This is a genomic window from Aerococcus urinae (assembly GCF_001543175.1).
GTDB classification, from domain to species: Bacteria; Bacillota; Bacilli; order Lactobacillales; family Aerococcaceae; genus Aerococcus; species Aerococcus urinae.
The window spans coordinates 1,612,735-1,633,562 of record NZ_CP014161.1 but is presented as its reverse complement, the minus strand read 5'-3'; the positions used below and the strand labels follow the sequence as shown (position 1 = coordinate 1,633,562).

General features: G+C 45.0%; 11 protein-coding genes and 7 tRNA genes. 16 read left to right on the top strand and 2 right to left on the bottom strand.

The genetic code is table 11. From position 1 onward, the window contains the following. Window positions 1-60 precede the first annotated feature (60 nt). Complete coding sequence (locus tag AWM73_RS07460) at window positions 61-795, top strand: glycerophosphodiester phosphodiesterase (protein WP_060778751.1); 735 nt, start codon at window positions 61-63, stop codon at window positions 793-795. A 173-nt stretch (window positions 796-968) separates the two neighbouring features. On the opposite strand, the gene msrA is transcribed toward AWM73_RS07460, so the two are convergent. After that, the gene (msrA, locus tag AWM73_RS07455; RefSeq protein WP_174519261.1) at window positions 969-1,484 is read right to left on the bottom strand and encodes a peptide-methionine (S)-S-oxide reductase MsrA; all 516 of its coding nucleotides are present in this window, start codon (window positions 1,482-1,484) and stop codon (window positions 969-971) included. Between the two features lie 347 nt (window positions 1,485-1,831). Here msrA and rpoB point away from each other — a divergent pair, with 347 nt between their 5' ends. From rpoB to AWM73_RS07435, 4 genes are all read left to right on the top strand, one after another. Next, a complete protein-coding gene (rpoB, locus tag AWM73_RS07450; RefSeq protein WP_060778749.1) occupies window positions 1,832-5,428 on the top strand; it encodes a DNA-directed RNA polymerase subunit beta in 3,597 nt (1,198 codons plus the stop codon). Between the two features lie 203 nt (window positions 5,429-5,631). Then, a complete protein-coding gene (gene rpoC, locus AWM73_RS07445) occupies window positions 5,632-9,312 on the top strand; it encodes a DNA-directed RNA polymerase subunit beta' (protein ID WP_060778748.1) in 3,681 nt (1,226 codons plus the stop codon). A 295-nt stretch (window positions 9,313-9,607) separates the two neighbouring features. After that, on the top strand, window positions 9,608-12,190 hold the full coding sequence (locus AWM73_RS07440) for a vitamin B12-dependent ribonucleotide reductase (RefSeq protein ID WP_060778747.1): 2,583 nt from the start codon (window positions 9,608-9,610) through the stop codon (window positions 12,188-12,190). A 797-nt stretch (window positions 12,191-12,987) separates the two neighbouring features. Beyond that, window positions 12,988-13,581 (top strand): cob(I)yrinic acid a,c-diamide adenosyltransferase, encoded by a 594-nt coding sequence (locus AWM73_RS07435; protein WP_060778746.1) that lies wholly within the window; start codon window positions 12,988-12,990, stop codon window positions 13,579-13,581. A 350-nt stretch (window positions 13,582-13,931) separates the two neighbouring features. On the opposite strand, the gene AWM73_RS07430 is transcribed toward AWM73_RS07435, so the two are convergent. Next, window positions 13,932-14,645 (bottom strand): prepilin peptidase, encoded by a 714-nt coding sequence (locus AWM73_RS07430; protein ID WP_060778745.1) that lies wholly within the window; start codon window positions 14,643-14,645, stop codon window positions 13,932-13,934. Window positions 14,646-14,795: 150 nt separating this feature from the next. Here AWM73_RS07430 and AWM73_RS07425 point away from each other — a divergent pair. The 11 genes from AWM73_RS07425 (at window position 14,796) to AWM73_RS07375 (ending at window position 20,730) form a co-directional block, all read left to right on the top strand. Further along, window positions 14,796-14,868, top strand: a tRNA-Val gene (locus tag AWM73_RS07425). A gap of 4 nt (window positions 14,869-14,872) precedes the next feature. Continuing rightward, a tRNA-Lys gene (locus AWM73_RS07420) sits at window positions 14,873-14,945 on the top strand. 34 nt (window positions 14,946-14,979) lie between these two features. Continuing rightward, window positions 14,980-15,051 (top strand) — tRNA-Gly (locus AWM73_RS07415). Window positions 15,052-15,080: 29 nt separating this feature from the next. Then, window positions 15,081-15,166, top strand: a tRNA-Leu gene (locus AWM73_RS07410). Between the two features lie 18 nt (window positions 15,167-15,184). Next, window positions 15,185-15,258, top strand: a tRNA-Arg gene (locus AWM73_RS07405). Window positions 15,259-15,262: 4 nt separating this feature from the next. Further along, a tRNA-Pro gene (locus AWM73_RS07400) sits at window positions 15,263-15,336 on the top strand. A gap of 56 nt (window positions 15,337-15,392) precedes the next feature. After that, window positions 15,393-15,466, top strand: a tRNA-Pro gene (locus tag AWM73_RS07395). Between the two features lie 513 nt (window positions 15,467-15,979). Continuing rightward, window positions 15,980-16,219, top strand: a complete 240-nt coding sequence (locus AWM73_RS07390) for a DUF739 family protein (RefSeq protein ID WP_060778744.1) — start codon at window positions 15,980-15,982, stop codon at window positions 16,217-16,219. Window positions 16,220-16,762: 543 nt separating this feature from the next. After that, window positions 16,763-17,467 (top strand): ABC transporter ATP-binding protein, encoded by a 705-nt coding sequence (locus AWM73_RS07385; RefSeq protein WP_060778743.1) that lies wholly within the window; start codon window positions 16,763-16,765, stop codon window positions 17,465-17,467. After that, window positions 17,460-19,088 carry a hypothetical protein gene (locus AWM73_RS07380; RefSeq protein ID WP_060778742.1) on the top strand — a complete coding sequence of 543 codons (1,629 nt, stop codon included), beginning with the start codon at window positions 17,460-17,462 and terminating at the stop codon, window positions 19,086-19,088. Before AWM73_RS07385 ends, AWM73_RS07380 begins: the two co-directional genes overlap by 8 nt. A 517-nt stretch (window positions 19,089-19,605) precedes the next feature. Then, the gene (locus AWM73_RS07375; protein WP_060778741.1) at window positions 19,606-20,730 is read left to right on the top strand and encodes a cation diffusion facilitator family transporter; all 1,125 of its coding nucleotides are present in this window, start codon (window positions 19,606-19,608) and stop codon (window positions 20,728-20,730) included. The last annotated feature ends 98 nt before the right edge of the window (window positions 20,731-20,828 follow it).

Genomic DNA, 20,828 nt, shown 5'->3' with positions numbered 1-20,828 from the left:
ATGTGAGTAGGGCTAATTCGAGCAACTGGAAAAAGGAAGATAAGGAGATGCCAAACAAAAATGAAATTATATGCCCACCGTGGTTATAGCACCCGCTATCCGGAAAATACTATGCTGTCCTTTATTAAGGCTTATGAAGCTGGGGCGGATGGGATTGAGTGTGATGTTCAATTGACCTTGGATGGCCAGGTAGTCATTTGCCACGATGAGCGTTTAGACCGGACTGCTAATGCGACTGGTTGGCTGCGTGACTATAACTATGCGGACTTGCGTGGCCTCCGCTTTGACCGTCTCCACCTCCAGGACTCTAATCTCGACCTAGTTCGTATTCCCCATTTAAGCGAATTACTAGCCTGGGCTGAACTCTTGGACTCGACCTTGAATATTGAGTTAAAGACGGGACTTTTCCCTTATCCTGGCTTAGTTGAAGCGGTAGTTGACTTGGTCGAGGACTACCAGATGCAAGACCGGGTGATTATCTCTTCTTTTAACCACCAGAGTATGCTTAAGGTCAAGGTCTTGGCGCCTGACCTGACCTGTGCTTTCTTACAGGAAAATTATCTTGAAAACCCAGGAGCCTATTGTGCGGCTCGGGGAGTGGACTACTATCACCCTGACTACAAACTACTTGACCCGGCCACGGTGAATAACTTGCACGATCACGGCATTAAGATTAACGCTTGGACAGTCGATGATCGCAAGGTCTATAAGAAATTTAAGGGCTGGGACCTGGCGGGAGTTATTACTAATGATAGCCACTACCTAGAAAGTGCTCCAGTTTTAGCAAGTTATTAACAGACTTTGTGGAAAAGAAAAACAGCAGGGGAAGAAATTCCTTGCTGTTTTTAAATGAGCTATTATTTTAATAAATTCTGTTTTAGTTGCTATAGCTGTAGGAAGCAAAGCGAGTTACAGAAATAGTATGCGTAACGGTCTTGCTCTTTATCGCGCTTGTCGCACTCTACTCCTTATTTCCATTTATTTTCGATGAATTGGTGGCGGGCGATGGCGCTTTCGTCGGCTTGGTATTTATCGGGGCTCTTCTTATAGAAGTCTTGGTGGTAGTCTTCTGCTGGGTAGAAGGGGCCGGCGGGGGTGATTTGGGTGACGATAGGGTCATCGAAACGCCCGCTAGCGGCTAGGGCTGCTTTGGAAGCTTCAGCAGCTTGGCGTTGGTCTTCAGATAAGTAGAAGATTTCGGGACGGTATGATGAACCCCGGTCTTCAAACTGGCCCATAGCATCGGTAGGGTCAGTTTGTTGCCAGTAAATCTCCAGCAATTCTTCGTAAGAGATAATGGCGTTATCGAAGCTGATCTCTACCGCTTCGGTGTGGCCGGTTTTGCCACTTTTCACTTCTTGGTAACTGGGGTTAGCGATGTGCCCTCCCGTATAGCCAGAAACGACCGCTTCAATGCCTGGCAATTGGTCGAAGGGTTGGACCATGCACCAGAAACACCCTCCCGCAAAGATTGCACGTTCTATAGCCATAATGACATCCTTCCTCTTTTTTTATTTTGAATCTATTATACAAAAGCCCTGGCTAAGAAGCTATCGGGAAATCATTCTTTAAAAAAATTCTTGACAAAGGAGTAAATAGCTAGTAATATAAATAATGATTGATTATTAAATAGAAGAAGTGTACGAAATATTGTCCGTAGGCTTTGATGGGATAAAACAAAAGAAGTAGGCATGGCCTTGAGTCTTTTGTCTTTTTTTTGCCCAAAAACGGGTAAAAAGAAGCGAATTTATCTAATTTTAATCATTTCTTAATAGTTTCTTAATAATTTCAGGCTAAAAGATTTACTTTTTGGAGAGGTGGCTACTCATTCATGGCAGGACATAATGTTGAATACGGCAAACACCGCGTACGGCGTTCTTACTCGCGCATCAATGAAGTGCTCGAGTTGCCAAACTTGATTGAGATTCAAACCGAATCTTATCGTTGGTTATTGGATAAGGGCATTCGGGAAATGTTTAGTGATATTTCACCGATTGAAGACCACGGAGGCAAATTGGCCCTAGAATTCGTGGACTATTCCTTCCAAGAACCTAAATATGACATGTCTGAATCGCGTCAACAAGACACTAACTATGCGGCGCCAATGTATGTTAAATTGCGTTTAATCAATAGCGAAACCGGTGAAATTAAGGACCAAGAAGTTTTCTTTGGGGACTTCCCATTGATGACTGATAGTGGGACCTTCATTATTAACGGTTCTGAACGGGTTATTGTTTCGCAATTGGTCCGTTCCCCAGGGGTTTACTACAATGATAAAGTAGACAAAAATGGGAAACTTTCTTATGGAGCTACCGTAATTCCTAACCGGGGTGCTTGGTTAGAAATGGAAACCGATGCCAAGGATATTTCTTATGTACGGATTGATCGGACCCGTAAGCTACAAATGACTGTGTTAATGCGGGCCCTAGGCTTTGGTTCTGATGACCAAATCCGTGAACTTTTTGGTGACAGTGAAACTCTGAGTCTAACCTTAGAAAAAGATGTCCACAAGAACCCATCGGACTCCCGGACTGAAGAAGCCTTAAAAGATATTTATGAGCGCCTCCGTCCTGGTGAACCAAAAACCGCTGAATCCTCCCGTAACTTATTAAATACGCGTTTCTTCGACCCACGTCGTTATGACTTGGCTGCTGTTGGGCGCTACAAGATCAATAAGAAATTAGACTTGAAATCCCGTCTATATAAACAAACCCTAGCAGAAAACTTAGTCGACAATGAGACTGGTGAAATTGTCCTCGAAGCAGGGACTGTCTTCACCCGTGAAGTCTTAGATGACATTAGCGACAAGTTAGATAATGGCCTCGGTTTAGTGACGGTTTATCCAAATGATGATGCGGTGATTACTGATCCCGTTGACATTCAATTAATTAAGATCGTGGCACCGAAGGACCCAGAACGTGTTGTTCATGTCATCGGTAACGCTATGCAAAATTCTGACTATAAGTCCTTAACCGTTGCTGACGTTTTAACTGCAATGAACTATTTCTTAAACCTTTATGAAGGCTTAGGAACTACCGACGATATCGACCACTTGGGTAACCGTCGGATCCGTTCTGTGGGTGAATTGTTACAAAACCAACTCCGTATCGGTTTAAGCCGGATGGAACGGGTGGTAAGAGAGAGAATGTCTATCCAAGACATCGATACGGTTACCCCCCAACAATTGATTAATATCCGCCCAGTGGTGGCATCGATTCGTGAATTCTTTGGGTCATCCCAATTATCCCAATTCATGGACCAAAACAACCCACTTTCTGAGTTGACGCACAAACGTCGTCTCTCTGCCTTGGGACCTGGTGGTTTGACCCGGGACCGGGCCGGTTACGAAGTGCGTGACGTTCACTACTCTCACTATGGTCGGATGTGTCCAATTGAAACTCCTGAAGGACCTAACATTGGTCTGATCAACTCCTTGGCGACTTATGCTAAGATTAATGACTTTGGTTTCATTGAAACCCCATACCGCCGGGTGGACTGGAATACCCACAAGGTTACCGATAAGATTGACTACCTAACAGCGGATGAAGAAGACCGTTTTGTTATTGCTCAAGGGAACACGCCTTTAAATGAGGATGGTTCTTTTGCGACCGATACCATTATGGCACGTAAGATTGAAGAAAATATTGAAGTTTCACCAGAAGAAGTCGACTACATGGACGTTTCCCCTAAACAGGTGGTTTCTGTGGCAACGGCATGTATTCCTTTCTTGGAAAACGACGACTCCAACCGGGCCTTGATGGGGGCCAACATGCAACGGCAAGCGGTGCCGCTCTTAAACCCTCATGCACCTTTAGTAGGGACCGGGATGGAATACAAGGCTGCCCATGACTCCGGGGCTGCAGTGACCTGTAAGCGGGCCGGTGTGGTGGACTATGTCGATGCCCGTGAAATTCGTGTCCGTACCGAAGAAGGCGCCTTAGATAAGTATGAATTAGTGAAATTCTACCGGTCTAACGCCAGCTCCTGCTACAACCAAACTCCATTGGTACGCAAGGGTGACCAAGTGGACAAGGACGAAATCCTCGCCAACGGACCTTCTATGGAAGGTGGGGAATTAGCCCTGGGGCAAAACCCAATCATCGCCTTCATGACCTGGGATGGTTATAACTATGAAGACGCGGTTGTTCTTTCCGAACGTTTGGTGAAAGAAGACGTCTATACCTCAATCCATATTGACGAACTTGAATCTGAAGCCCGTGACACCAAATTAGGGCCAGAAGAAATCACCCGGGAAATTCCTAATGTGGGTGAAGATGCTCTCCGCAACCTCGATGAAAACGGGATTATCCGCATCGGTGCGGAAGTCACTGATGGCGACATCTTAGTGGGTAAAGTAACCCCTAAAGGAGTGACTGAACTCAGTCCTGAAGAACACCTACTCCATGCCATCTTTGGTGAAAAAGCCCGTGAAGTCCGTGATACTTCCTTACGGGTACCTCATGGTGGCGGTGGTATTGTTAACGACGTTAAAGTCTTCCACCGTGAAAATGGCGACGAACTCAAACCTGGCGTTTCCATGATGGTCCGGGTCTACATTATCCAAAAACGGAAGATCCAAGTTGGGGATAAAATGGCTGGTCGTCATGGTAACAAAGGGGTTGTTTCTATTGTTTTACCAGAAGAAGACATGCCTTACCTACCAGACGGAACCCCAGTCGATATCTGCTTGAACCCATTAGGGGTGCCTTCACGGATGAATATCGGACAGGTGTTAGAACTTCACTTGGGAATGGCTGCCCGGAACTTAGGTATCCATGTGGCAACCCCAGTATTTGACGGGGCCCAAGACGAAGACATTTGGGAAACCGTTAAAGAAGCCGGCATGGCTGAAGACGCTAAGACCGTTCTTTACGACGGCCGGACCGGTGAACCTTTTGATAACCGTGTTTCTGTAGGGGTTATGTACTACTTGAAACTCTCCCACATGGTCGACGACAAGCTCCATGCGCGTTCCATTGGACCTTACTCCCTGGTTACCCAACAACCACTTGGTGGTAAAGCGCAATTCGGGGGACAACGTTTCGGGGAAATGGAAGTTTGGGCTCTTGAAGCTTACGGTGCGGCTTACACCCTACAAGAAATCCTTACCTATAAATCAGACGACGTGGTAGGCCGGGTGCAAACCTACGAAGCCATTGTGAAGGGCGATCCAATTCCTAAGCCAAGCGTACCGGAATCCTTTCGCGTGCTCGTCAAAGAGTTACAATCCCTAGGTTTAGACATCCAAGTCCTCGATGAAAGTGACAAGGAACTTGACTTACGTGATGAAGACCCAGTCCAAGTCACCCGTCGTGATCACAAAGAAAATCAAGAACAAGAAGATGAAGACAAGGATAAGAACCAAGAAGAAAAACAAAGCGAAGGCAATGACGAAGAAATCATCGCCAAAAAACAAGCAAATGAATAGAGTGCGACAAGCGCAATAAGAGGGGAGACCATTGGAAGAAGTACGCAGTAAATCATCAAAGAGGATTTGCAAGGACTTCTGAAATGGAGCTCACCTCGCGCTTGGAACAGATTTTCAATAAAGTGTGACAGCCACACCAAAGGATAATGTCAATTTGCTCTAGCTCTTAGCAGTTTCAGTGATTAATGAGGGAGGTTGACCTCTTGGTCGATGTAAATAAATTTGAAAGTATAAAAATTGGTTTAGCCTCACCAGATAAGATCCGTTCTTGGTCTTATGGTGAAGTCAAGAAACCAGAAACAATCAACTACCGTACCCTAAAACCAGAAAAAGACGGTCTTTTCTGTGAACGTATTTTTGGGCCAACCAAGGACTATGAATGTGCTTGTGGCAAGTATAAACGGATCCGTTATGCGGGTGTAGTTTGTGACCGCTGTGGAGTTGAAGTGACCAAGGCCAAAGTCCGTCGTGAACGGATGGGCCATTTGGAATTAGCTTCACCAGTTACCCACATTTGGTACTTTAAAGGCATTCCAAGTCGGATGGGCCTGATTTTAGATATGAGCCCACGGTCCTTAGAAGAAGTGATTTATTTTGCTTCTCACGTAGTGATTGACGGTGGTGACACGCCTTTAGCTCCTAAGCAATTGCTTTCTGAACGGGAATACCGGGAGTATAAGGCGGAATATGGTGACCGTTTCCAAGCGGGCATTGGTGCCGAAGCCATTAAGGAACTTCTACGCCGCGTAGACCTTGATAGTGAATGTGCGGAATTAAAAGAAGAATTACGGACTGCCAAGGGTCAAAAACGGACCCGGGCGATCCGTCGCTTAGACATCATGGATGCCTTTAGAAAATCCGGCAATAAACCGGAATGGATGGTTCTCGATGTGATCCCAGTGATCCCACCTGAACTCCGTCCCATGGTGCAACTAGATGGGGGCCGTTTCGCAACTAGTGACTTAAACGACCTCTACCGCCGGGTAATTAACCGGAACAACCGTCTAAAACGTTTGTTAGACCTCAACGCACCAAATATTATTGTTCAAAATGAAAAACGGATGCTCCAAGAAGCCGTTGACGCCTTAGTCGATAATGGCCGTCGGGGACGTCCTGTGACTGGGCCGGGTAACCGCCCATTGAAATCCCTCTCCCATATGTTGAAAGGGAAGCAAGGTCGTTTCCGTCAAAACCTCTTAGGGAAACGGGTGGACTATTCTGGACGTTCCGTTATTGCCATTGGACCGCACTTACAATTCTATCAATGTGGTCTGCCTAAGGAAATGGCACTAGAACTCTTTAAACCATTCTTGATTCGGGAATTGGTGGACCGTGAAATTGCCACCAATGCTAAACATGCTAAACGGATGATTGAACGTAAGGATGACGCTGTTTGGGAACCCCTCGGAGAGATCATGCGTGAACACCCGGTATTGCTTAACCGGGCGCCTACCCTCCACCGTTTAGGGATCCAAGCCTTTGAACCAGTCTTGGTTGAAGGAAAGGCCATCCGTCTTCACCCCTTAGCCTGTGAAGCTTATAATGCCGACTTTGACGGGGACCAAATGGCGGTCCACTTACCTTTAGGAGAAGAAGCCCAAGCTGAAGCTCGTATCTTAATGCTGGCCGCTTCCCACATCCTAAACCCTAAAGATGGTCAACCAGTGGTTACCCCATCCCAAGACATGGTCTTAGGGAACTACTACTTGACCCAAGAAGAAGCCGGAATGACTGGGGAAGGCATGAAGATTTCCTCACTCAGCGAAGCCCATATTGCTTATACCAATGGGGCCGCTCAATTGCATACCCGGGTCGTGATTAGTCCGAAACACTTCCCTAAATATGCATGGACCGACCAACAAAAAGAACAATTAATGGTTACTTCTATTGGTAAATTGTTCTTTAATGAGATCATGCCGGCTGACTTTGCTTATATTAATGAGCCCACTTCAGAAAACTTAAATGGTCAAACCGCAGATCGTTTCTTCGTCAACCCTGGGGAAGATACCGGTAAAGCCATTGCTCAATTAGAGACCACGGCGCCATTTAAGAAGGGCTACTTAGAAGAAATTATTGCTGCAATCTTTAAGCGTTTGAAGGTTACTGAAACCTCCCAATTCTTAGACCGCTTGAAGGCTTTAGGTTACTACTACTCCACCAAGTCAGGGATTACCGTTGGGATTGCTGATATTACCGTTTTAGATGCCAAGGACCAACACGTGGACAAGGGGCACAAACGCGTTGACAATATCATGAAGCAATACCGTCGTGGTTTAATTACCGATGACGAACGCTATGACCAAGTCATCAGCACTTGGAATGATGTTAAAAACGACATTGAAGACGAATTGAAACACAGTCTGTCTCCAGACAACCCATTCTTTATCATGATGGACTCTGGTGCTCGTGGTAACATCTCCAACTTTACCCAATTAGCGGGGATGCGTGGTTTGATGGCGGGGCCAAGTGGTAAGATTATTGAACTGCCAGTTACTTCTAACTTCCGTGAAGGGCTATCGGTTCAAGAAATGTTTATCTCCACTCACGGGGCACGTAAAGGGATGACCGATACCGCCTTGAAGACGGCCGACTCTGGTTACCTAACCCGTCGTCTGGTTGATGTGGCCCAAGACGTGATTATCCGTGAAAATGATTGTGGAACCGACCGTGGCTTGACCGTTTCAGCCATTAAAGAAGGTAATGAAATGATCGAAAGCCTGGCTGAACGTCTAACTGGTCGTTATATCCAAAAAACTGTCCGTGATCCAAAAACCGGTGAAGTCCTCGCTCACCACAATGAACTGGTTTCACCAGAAACCGCAGCTAAAATTGAAGCTGCTGGCTTCAAACATGTTACTATTCGCTCTGCCTTTACCTGCCGGACCCGCCATGGGGTATGTAAGTACTGCTATGGTTCTGACTTGGCAACTAATGGTGAAGTGGAAGTCGGTGAAGCAGTTGGTATCGTGGCTGCCCAATCCATTGGGGAACCTGGTACCCAGTTGACCATGCGTACCTTCCATACCGGTGGGGTTGCCGGGGATGATATTACCCAAGGTTTGCCTCGTGTTCAAGAAATCGTTGAAGCCCGTCATCCAAAAGGGCAAGCGGTGATTACTGAAGTGACCGGGGAAGTCGTGGCCATTGATATTGAAGAAGAAACCCGGACCAAGACGGTTACCGTCAAAGGGGAAACCGACGAACGGGAATACAAGGTGCCTTACACTGCCCGTATGAAGGTTAGTGAAGGTGACTTAATTGAACGCGGTGCCCAATTAACAGAAGGGTCCATTGATCCCAAAGAATTGCTCCGGATCACTAATTCCCTCACCGTAGAAAACTACATGTTAGCGGAAATCCAACGGGTTTACCGTCAACAAGGGGTGGACATTAACGATAAGCACGTGGAAGTCCTCCTACGTCAAATGATGCGTAAGGTAAGAGTCTTAGACCCAGGCGCTTCTGACTTGTTGCCAGGACATTTAATGGACATTGGTGAATTTGAAGACGCCAATGAGGAAATCATTAAGACTGGCCAACAACCAGCTACCTGTCAACCAGTCCTCCTAGGAATTACCAAGGCAGCCTTGGAAACCAAGTCCTTCCTATCTGCCGCGTCCTTCCAAGAAACTACCAAGGTCCTCACTGACGCTGCCATTAGCGGTAAACGGGACGAGTTACTTGGATTGAAAGAAAACGTCATTATTGGTAAGATAATTCCTGCTGGTACTGGTGTCGGTCGCTACCGTCACATGGAACCAGAAAAATTAGGTGTGGAACAAGTTGTTGAAGTGCCGGCCCATGAGCCATCTGACAACGAAAACCCAGCCGAAATTGCGACAATTACCAAACCAATCGATGAAAACTATAGCGGTATGCCTTAATTAAGGTAGAAGCCATTAAAAGAGGATAGGCGCATATCCGACTACAAGATATGCGCCTCTCTTTTTGCCCAAGGCCATGAGACTGGGCTTTGATCGATTTATGCAAAGCAACAACACTACATATAGTGTTGTTGCTTTTTAATTGATACTATATATTGATTTTTTAGCTTGCTTTCTCCTTAAGTTTTTCCTATAATAGCAATGCAGCTAATTTTTAGCAGATAGACCATTAACTTAACTCACGCTAAAGCAGCTGAAAAGTCTACGAACAAGTAAAGTATAAAGGAGATTCATTATGGAAACTGCGATGAAGAATATTGTGGAATGGAATAAAGAGGCGCTTAACCAAGCCATCAAATCCTTCCCTCAAGTTTATCCGATGACAGAAGACATGAACAAAACCTTCTCTGGCATCAGTCGGATGGTCATGTTGGACCGTTATTCCTTTAAAGACACTATGAAGGAAACCCTAGCTCCGGGGGACTTAGTGGTCCTAACTGTCCGTCCTGACCCTCAATACCCAGGACGGGGGATTGGGATTGTCCAAGCCATTGACGGGAAGACCGTGACCATCTGGGTCGAAGAAGCCTATCGTGGGTCCTTAATGGGCGAAGAGCAGGAAACTGGCCTGGTGAAGCGCCCAATGGATGAAATCGACAAACCTTTAGAAATCTACTATGAACAAATCGCTAAACGGAATGCCCATGGCCTAGCAGCCATTGATAAAAATGAAGACCGCCGCCAAGAGATTGAAGCGGCCTTCTACCAAGAAGAATCCAAGGGTAACTTTGTTCCTGCAGGTCGGGTCTTATATGGGGCCGGTTCGGGAACCGATGTCACCTACTTTAACTGCTACGTGATGCCTTATGTGCCTGACTCCCGGGGTGGGATTGCTGACCACCGTAAGGAAGTGATGGAAATTATGTCCCGTGGTGGGGGCGTCGGAACCAATGGGTCAACCCTGAGACCCCGTCACTCCCTCGTTCGTGGGGTTAACGGCAAGTCTTCCGGGGCGGTTTCCTGGTTAGACGACATTGCCAAATTAACCCACCTGGTGGAACAAGGCGGTAGCCGTCGTGGGGCCCAAATGATCATGCTGGCTGACTGGCATCCAGATATTTTGGAATTCATTATTTCTAAGATGCAAAACCCACGTATCCTCCAATTTATCAAGGAAAGCTCCAAGGACAGCTACATTAAACAATTAGTTGATGAAAAGTTAAAATTTGTTTATTCAACTCCAGCTCAAATCGACATGTACCAAGCCGTTGTTGACCTCAAGGAAAAACAAGGCGGCCAAGTCAGTGATGCAGCTTACGCTGAAGCCAAGGAAAACTTGGAACTAGGTGGCCATTATGAAGTCAATGAACCCGACTTCTTAACTGGGGCCAATATTTCAGTAGCCATTTCATCAGACTTTATGGAAGCTGTGAAGGAAGGTAAAGATTGGAGCTTACGCTTCCCAGCGGTGGAAAAATATGACCAAGAAGAAATGGCCGCTTACGACAGCCAATGGCAAGAAATTGGCGATGTCCGTGAATGGGAAGCCATGGGTCATGAAATTACTACTTACCGGACCCTACCTGCCCAAGAATTATGGCAATTGATCAACATTTGTGCTACTTACGCGGCTGAACCAGGGATTTTCTTTATCGACCGGGCCAATGAAGACACCAATGCCGTGGCTTATGGTCAAAAGGTCGTGGCCACTAACCCTTGTGGGGAACAACCTTTAGCCCCTTATTCCGTATGTAACCTGGGTGCTATTAACCTGGCCCAAATGGCGGACAAGGAAAACAAACGCCTGGACAAGGAAAAATTACAAGAAACAGTGGCTACCGCTATCCGTATGCAAGATAACGTGATCGATGCCACCCCATACTTCTTGGAAGCCAACAAGAAGCAAGCCCTGGGTGAACGTCGGATTGGTTTAGGGGTCATGGGTCTGGCTGACCTCTTGATCTACTGTGAAAAACGCTATGGTTCCAAAGAAGGTAACCAATTAGTCGATGAAGTCTTTGAAACCATCGCCGTGACGGCTTACCAAACCTCCATCGAACTGGCCAAGGAACGGGGTAGCTTCCCATTCTTAATCGGTGAAACAGATGAAGAAACCCAAGAACTGAGACAACGCTTTGTCCAATCCGGTTTCATGCAAAGAATGCCGGAAAGCATCCGCCAAGACGTCTTGAAGTATGGGATCCGTAACTCCCACTTACTGACCGTGGCGCCAACCGGCAGTACCGGGACCATGATGAATGTCTCTACCGGACTCGAACCTTACTTTGCCTTTAAATACTACCGGACTGGTCGTTTAGGGAAGTTTATTGAAGTCAATGCTGATATTGTTCAAGAATACCTCGACCAACATCCAGAAGCCGATGCTGACAACCTCCCTGACTTCTTTGTTTCTGCTATGGACTTAAGCCCAAGAGAACACGTTGATGTGCAAACCACCATCCAACGTTGGGTCGATAGCTCTATTTCTAAGACCGTTAATGCGCCTAAGGGCTACGCGGTTAACCAAGTGGCTGAAGTCTATGAAAAACTTTATGAAGGTGGCGCTAAGGGTGGTACCGTCTATGTTGACGGCTCACGCGACTCTCAAGTCCTCACCTTAAATAAGGATGATCATGAAGACAGTGACCAAGCCAGTCAAACAGACCAAGCTAGTCAAGATGAGGTAGTGGTCGTTGACGATAGTGAAGAACTCCGTCAACTGGTCGACCAAGCCCAAGCTGAAGACAACGAAGGCGAAGTGGTCTTTGGTAGTGAACTGGGTAATACCTGCCCAATCTGCCGGACCGGGATTGTGGAAGAAATCGGTGGCTGCAATACCTGCTCCAATTGCTTCGCCCAATTAAAATGTGGCTTATAATCAAATAACTTTCAAAAGAATAAACTAGATTAATGTAATAACCCCCAAAAGTTGAACTCATGTTTCAACTTTTGGGGGTTATTTTAATAGGTAAATAATCATTTGATATATTGCAAAAAAGGAGTTATGAAAGTCTTATCTAATAGAGCAGAAATAAATTCTACTATTTTACGTAGGTAGATGAATAATTAATGTGAATTTGGTGTTGATATTTTAAAGAGAAGGCGAGCTAAATAAGTTTACTCTATTGAAGTCAAATGAAATGCGATAGATTTGATCTTAGCTAAAATCATTAATAAAATAAAAATGAAAACGATACCAAAATAGTATTTAGAGGTGATTTTATGTTGTCCCCAAGAGAACAAAAACTAGCAATATTCGGATATTTTATGCTGATGGTATCTTTATAAGGATTCTATTCAATTTATTTAAATAGTTCATCATCCCCACTAAGTATTTGGATAATTTTAATGTTGGTTGGGGGATGTATTGTCGGTTGGAAAACGTTGAAATTTCCTTCTCAAGAACAAATAAAGTTAGTTTTATGTGACTTATTATTTATTTTAAACTTCTATATTCTTTCAAAGTGGGAGCTTAACTATGGTTTAAATTACATTTTAGCGGGATTTTTGGGGCTAATATTGATATCATATATTGAAAAAATTTTTTTAAAATAGAACGATAATGAAGTGATATAAAGACAAGACTCTTTTTTTTGCGCTTGTCACATGCTATTTTTTCTCTTTTAAATCGTATTTATTGGGGAAATACTTTATAATGTAAGTGAGGTGATTAATATGCAAATTTATACCCGAACAGGGGACAAGGGGACGACCCGGATTATTGGTGGCCAGGAAGTTCCTAAAGATTCCTTACGTGTTAATGCTTATGGGAGCGTGGACGAATTAAATTCATGGATTGGTGTGACGATTAGCGAAAACGAATCATGGCCGGAATTAAATGAGGAATTGATTCAAATCCAACAGTATTTATTTGACTGTGGAAATGACTTTGCTACGCCAGAGGGCAAGGGCGAGTACCGCTTAAAACAAGCCGCTATTGATTGGCTAGAGGAGCGGATTGATACCTACAATCCCCAAGCCCCTGCAGTGGAGTCCTTTATCCTCCCCGGTGGTAGCCGTTTAGCCAGTCGTTTGCACTATGCGAGAACCGTAACCCGGCGGTGTGAACGTCACATTGTATCCTTCATGCGGGAAGAAAGTTCCAGTCCCGTCGCTTTGAAATTTATTAACCGCCTATCCGACTACTTCTTTGCGGTCGCGCGCTTAGCTAATGTCAAGGTTGGCCTATCAGATATCCTCTATGAACGGAGTGGCAAGGTCTTCCATGACGAAAGTGAATTAAGCAAGGCTGACCTCAAGGATGATTAGTTTCTTTATCAATAAATTTTAGTTAATAATTATGAGCTGGAGTGGAGCTTTGAAGTTGGTCGTTAGCCATGAACCAGCAAGCGATGTGAAATATCGGATCGTAGGCTTTAGCCGTACGAACCGTTTGAAGCTCGCTAGGCGAGAGAAGAAAAGAGTAGCAACGTTGCATACGCAACCTTGAACTATATCTCTAAGTCGCTTTGCTCCAAGAGCTATAGCTGCTCGAGCCGGTGCCATGGCTTTTCAACGACTAAATTTCAAAAGCGGAACGCAAGCTCACGAATATTATTTGCTTAAAAATCTTATTAGCTAGGCTGGGAGCAAGTCCCAGCTTTTTAATTGATAGAAATTTAATAAAAGAAGATCAAGGTCAGGTCAAAGGCTAGCCAAATCAAGGGGAAGAAGGCTAGGGGGTCTTTTAGTGACCGTTGCTTCAGCCAAGTAGCTAGTAAGAGGTAGGCCAGGGCTAGCCCGGAAGCCAGACAGATAAAGAGGGAATAGACCCTAGGTGAAAAGAAGAGGGCCAGGCTGAGGAAAATTTTGATATCTGCTCCTCCCAAGCTTCCCGGCAATAAATAGACTAAGAGGGCCAAGACCAGACCACAGGCCAATAGATGAAACAAAAGATTGGGATAGTGGCTAGGCGGGGTATAGAAGCCATGGTAAGCAATCAGGCTCAAACAGAAGAGGACTTGAAAACGGTCAGGCACCCACATTTCCTCCAGGTCAGTCATGGCCATAATAAAGAGGAGACTGTGGAGGATGACCAGGGAAATCGCTTGCCCAGGGGAAAAGCGGGCCAGGATAAAGAGACTTAGGAGGGCAAAGAGTCCCTCAAATAGGGGATAGGTCAAGGAAATGGGATGCTGGCAGTGAAAACATCGTCCTCTTGATAAGAAATAACCGGCGATTGGAATGAGGGCCAGGGCTGACAAAGTCACCTGGCACTGGTCGCACTGGGACCGGGCCCAGACAAAGGGGAGTTTCTTCAGGTAACGGTGGCTAAAGGCCATCAAACAAGAAGCTAAGGCGGCAAAAAAGAAAAAGACTAGGCTAAGTGGCATGTCAAACACCTCCTAGCTTATTCATCCGCAAAGGGTAAAAAAATTAGCTGACTAGATAATTTTTTATCAAATTCACTTGACGCTTATAAAGAAAAGTGGTATTATTTAATAGTTGTCTGATAAAGACAGCGGCCAAGCAATAAGCTTTAGGGAGAATTAGCTCAGCTGGGAGAGCGTCTGCCTTACAAGCAGAATGTCGGGGGTTCGAGCCCCTCATTCTCCATTATGATTCGTTAGCTCAGTTGGTAGAGCATCTGACTTTTAATCAGAGGGTCGGGAGTTCGAGCCTCCCACGGATCATTATTGTAAGCATACCTAGTATTGACTTACAAATGCGGAAGTAGTTCAGTGGTAGAACATCACCTTGCCAAGGTGAGGGTCGCGGGTTCGAATCCCGTCTTCCGCTTAGCCAAATGGCTTTGAATTAATTAATATGCCGGGGTGGCGGAACAGGCAGACGCACGGGACTTAAAATCCCGCGGTGGTTAAACACCGTACCGGTTCGATTCCGGTCCTCGGCATACCGTTTAAATAATCAAGCACCCATGGCTCAACTGGATAGAGTACCTGACTACGAATCAGGCGGTTGCAGGTTCGAATCCTGCTGGGTGCATTACCGGGAAATAGCTCAGCTTGGTAGAGCACTTGGTTTGGGACCAAGGGGTCGCAGGTTCGAATCCTGTTTTCCCGACTCGATGGAAAGCGTCAGTAAGGCGCTTTTTATTTTACTTAAAAAGTCTACGATGACGGGAAGTAGCTCAGCTTGGTAGAGCACTACGTTCGGGACGTAGGGGTCGTCGGTTCGAATCCGGTCTTCCCGATAAGCTGATAAGAATAAGCTTTCTAGCGATCTTTGGATCGCTTTTTTTGTTTTCTCGAAGAAATTGCTGGCACAACCCCTAAATCTTCTGGTAAAATCAGTAAGATGTTATTTATTAAAGAAAAAAATAAATTTGTTAAATTTAACTTAATTTAGAAGGGCTTTTAATAGATTTTTAGACAGAATAGTGTATAGTAAGTGAGTGGGCACTCATTTATTAAAATGGCTGTGAATTAAGCTCGGTTGACTTAAGGATGTTGGTCCTTGGACTCATTAGTGGACCAGCGGATAAAGGCAAACAAATTTTGGCTTAAAGTCAGGCTTTGGATGCTTAGGCTTTAAGAATGCTTGAGACAGAGCACTTTATCGGACTTAATACGCGAGGCTTAAGAAAATCTTGGGGATAAGTCCACATAATAATTGGCGGGAATTTTGGATAACTTCTGCTGATGATCCTTATCCCTATAAGTCATTGAATGAGTTTTAACAAGTGAATGTGGATTGGAGTGTGTTTATGGAATTCGACTATCGAAAATTACGTGGCAGGATTATTGAGATTTATGGTTCGGTTAAGAATTTTTCCAAGGCAATGGAATTGTCAGAGCCGACTATGTCCATGAAATTAAATGGTGGTTTGTCTTTTAGTCAATCACAAATTTATAAGTCTTGCGAATTATTGGATATCGACCATGAAGAAATCGGCCGTTATTTCTTTACTCCTAAAGAAAATAAGGCAGAAACAAATGATAATTAATAAATAATAGAAGCGATAGGCAAAATGATGGACCTATCGCTTTTTTTAGCAAAAATGTGTTCCAAACGCGAGGTGAGCTCCATTTCAGAAGTTCTTGCAAATCCTCTAGTTGAGTTTGGTCGCCAGCCTTGAAGTCGCTTCAGAAAATTCCAACGCACAGTTTCCTGTGCTTGTGGTATTTTCTTCCAGCAATTCAAGCCTTTGATGGCGTTCTCACATCCTTATAACTGAGCTTATCCCAGTTTTCTCCAGTTGCTATAGCTGTTCGAAGCGAAGCGAGTTACAGATATAGTATGCGTAGCGGTTTCGTCCTTTGATGTGACTGTCGCACTCTTTTCCAAACGTGCTCCGGGTGCAAGGCAAGCGTCCACTTCGCTAAAGGTCGGCGAAGTCTCTTTGAGACTTCTTTCGCCCTTTAGCTCCAGTGGTCTTGCCTTTTAGTGCACCCGTCGCACTCTGTTTGGCTTTAAGGCGCTTTCATTATTTGGTATACTTGCAATACAGACAGCCCTGGGGCTGAATAGACAAATGGAGGCGACTAGCATGGAATTGCGCTTAGAAAATATCGAAAAGAGCTTTCAAGATCAAGAAGTCCTCAAGGGAGCGACTTACACCTTTGAAGCTGGTCATATCTACGGACTCTTAGGCCGGAATGGGTCAGGAAAGACCACCCTCTTTCGAATCCTCTATGGGGACTTGGAAAGTGATGGCGGTCAAGCTCATTTAGTTGAGAATGGCCAAGAAAGAACCATTGAGCCAGAAGATATCGGCATGGTCTTTGCGGAAAATTATTTACCGGACTTTCTCACGGGTTATGAATACATTAAATTTTACATGGATATCCACGCCCCCAAGGATACTTATTCCGTTGACGATTACTTGGACCGCTTGGGCTTTAGTCAAGAAGACCGCCACCGAATTATCAAGGGTTACTCCAGTGGGATGAAGAGTAAGTTAGCCATTCTTTGCCTCTTGATCTCTAAACCTAAAATTATCCTCCTCGATGAACCCCTGACCGCTATTGACGTGATTTCCAGTTTAGAAATTAAGCGCCTGCTCCTTGACCTGGGTAAGGACCATATTATGATCATGTCCACCCATATGATCCAATTGGCTAAGGATATTTGTGATGACATTGTTCTATTACACCAAGGCCAGCTGCGCCACTTTGAGAGTGCTCTAGAGGATGAGGACTTTGACCAGTCCCTTATTGAAGCCTTGAGCGTGGAGGATGAGGGCCATGACTAACTACCAATTCTTACAGCGACTCAAAGCCACCCGGTCATTTAATGTCTTTCTCTACTATCTCCAACGCCTTCCCCTGATTGGTAAGCATATTCCCAATCGTTGGTTTGAAGCCAAGCACGTCAAGAGTTTGACTGCTTGGTTGGGTACAGTGGGGGAAGTTTTCAAGCAAATTTTTGGCAAGAGCTTTTATTTTGGGGCCATCTTTCTCCTTGGTTTTATTGGTGATCCTGGCCAGGAAAATACGGTTCGCTTGCTAGCCATCTTTTGTTTCTCTTTAGTCTTAGCCACCTTTTGGGTCAAGTTAATTGACCCCAACCAAACCTTTGACCGGCTCTGTATCTATTACTTAAAGATGAATCCCAAACGCTATTACCTGAATATGACTTTTATGGAAGGTTTAAACTTTGTGATTTTTTACGGTCTAGCCGCGACCATCACCTTAAGAGCCATGGGTCTCTCCCTCTTTAGTGGGATGAATATGACCCTCTTTTTCCTCGGCTTACGGCTTCTGGCCCAAGCCCTTTACCTGAAGCTAGTCAATCCTAAGCGCCAGGTCCCTAACCAACCCTTTACCATCGTGATGATTGCCATGATCTTTGTTTCTGGGGGATTGTTTGTGGGCTTGTCGTTGATGGAAGAATCAGGCACCTTCCACTTACCCATCAACTGGCTCTTCCAGCCCCTCACCGCTCTGGCTGGGGTAGTCCTGGCTGGGATCGGCGCCCATTGGCTAGCCAAATCTGACAAGTACCAGGCCCTGGCCCGGTCAAGCATCAACCATAGCAGCATCCGCCACATTAATCAGGCCGTAACCAATGCCCAGTCCGCCAATGTCAAAGTGGAAGCGGAAGATATCAAAGTCCCCGCTACTTCCGACCACTATGACCACTTAAAGGGGATCACTTATATCAATGCCATCTTCTTTGACCGCCTAGGCCACCGCTTGAACAAGCAACGGCGAATTATCTTTCTGATCGTTCTCGGCCTCTTTGCCTTAATCAGTGGGGGAATCTTTATTTACCAATTCTTCTTCCAGGGTGACTTAGGCATCAGCCAGGCCGACTTGGAAAAGACCTACCAGACCTACTTGGTGGTGATGGTGATCTATGCCTGCCTTTTCTTGAATATTGGAGAATCCTTTACCCGCTTTTGCTTTTTCAATATGGATCGCTACTTGATGCACAATAACTACTACCGCAATCCTGACCTCTTAGCTGAGGCCATGGTAATCCGCTTTAAACGCTGTTTCCGTTACAATTTCCCTACCTTATTGGTTTTAATGTTAGGGTCCAGTCTGGTCTACTTCCAGTTAGGCGGGCAACGCTTACTGCCATTGGGGATTTTACTTCTTAGTCAAGTAGTTGTGATGGTCTTCTTTACGGTCCATTACCTCTACCTGTATTACTGGCTCCAACCCTTTACCGCTAACTTGGAAAGCAAGAGCCCCCTCTATAATATTATCCGGTCCTTGAGTATTTTTATTCCCTACCTACTCTATATGAATGCCGAATCGATTGGACCGCGGGTGATTTTAGGAATTTACCTCTTTATCATTGTCTATATTATTTTAGGCTATCTCTTGTTGAAGTTTATCGGTCCTAAGCGCTTTGTCTTGCGCTAGATGCTTCGAGCCTGGGATAAAAGTCCCAGGCTCGTTTTAAAACACGAACTATCTATTCAAAACGTGCTCCAAAAGTCAGCCCTGACGTCCACTTCATACAGGGTGTGAGACTAGGCATTTAGACTTGGATGATTGGAGCAAGTCAGAATAAAAGCGAAGTATTCGCTTGTTTCTGACTTGGGAAATCACTCCAAGTCTGCCAAGTCGAACCCAACTACGAACTATGTGCGATAGTTTTGCAACTATCTACCATAGTTCGCTCCAGTTGCTATAGCTGTTCGAAGCGCAAGCGAGTTACAGATATAGTATGCGAAGCGGTTCAGGGCTCTTTTGACTTTTGTCACACTCTCCTTTTTTATTTGAGGAAGATTTTTTCTTTGCAGGTTTTAGTTTTAGAGGAATCTACTTTATGGAATGATTAATTAAATTTACTTAAAATCTGGGACTACAAAGGTAGTTATTATTTGTACTGGAAGAAAATGATGATATGATAGGGTATTATAAGGAGAGTGAAAACATGGAAACACTTTACAGGATTGTCGGTATCGAAAGCCAAAGCCAATATGATTGGCTGGCCCAGCAAATCCAAGACCTTAATCAGGACAAGGGCTTTGCTATTGAACTGGACAAGGATATTGTTCGTTTGAACCGCCAGGAAGAGTTACTTTACTTACGCCGCTTTTTAGCCTTTGAACAGTTCTCCTTGGTTGCCCTAGACCCAGCAGACTTGGAATTAGATAAGGCGAAGCAGCTTCGCTTTAAAAATACCCAGGAAACGGCCAAGAAGATGCGCATGGTCCTCATTTTAAATGCCTTCTTCACGGTTTTTGAGGCCTTCTTTGGTTGGACCTTAAACAGTGCGGCCATCCTATCTGACGCTGTCCACGACTCGGGCGATGTCTTAGCCATTGCCATTGCCTGGTTCTTCGAAAAGATTTCTGACCGTGAGGCTGATAACCGCTATTCCTACGGCTACCGCCGCTTTTCCCTATTAGGGGGTCTGATTACAGCAGTCTTTCTATTATTCGGATCGGCCTTTATTTTAATAACTTCAATTCCCAAGCTCTTTAACCCGGAACCGGTTCATGTGACAGGAATGTTTTGGGTAGCTGTCTTTGCGGTGGTGGTTAATGGTTACTGCTCATGGATGATGCATAAGGGCCAGTCAGCCAATGAACAATTACTCAACCTCCACCTCTTAGAAGATGTCCTCGGGTGGGTAGCCATCCTGATTCTTTCCGTGGTCCTACGCTTTACCAATTGGTATTTCCTCGACCCGCTCTTGTCGATTTTGACTGCGGCTTGGATTATCAGCCAAAGTTTCCCACGTTTTCTGAACATTTCTAAAATTTTCCTCCAAGCGGTTCCTGAAGGCATCGATCCCCAAGTCATTGGCCAACAAATCTTAGACTTAGACGATGATATTGATGGCTTATCCCACTTACATATCTGGTCAACCGATGGGGAACAGCATATGGCTAGTGTTACTGTCCTGACTTGTCGCTTAACCGCTGATGAACAAGAAGACCTCAAACAAAAAATCCGCTCCCTGGTGGCAAAATATAATATAAATCATATAACCATAGACACGGTTTACGATCCTGACCACTTTATCCAAAGAGAAAGTAGCCAGCGTAACTAGGTCAAAGCCGATGAGGTCGCTATTAGTGAATTAAATAGTTGACCTCATCCCTTTTTTTGCTTATTATTAAAGTATATTAGTCAAAGTTAGTCAATAAT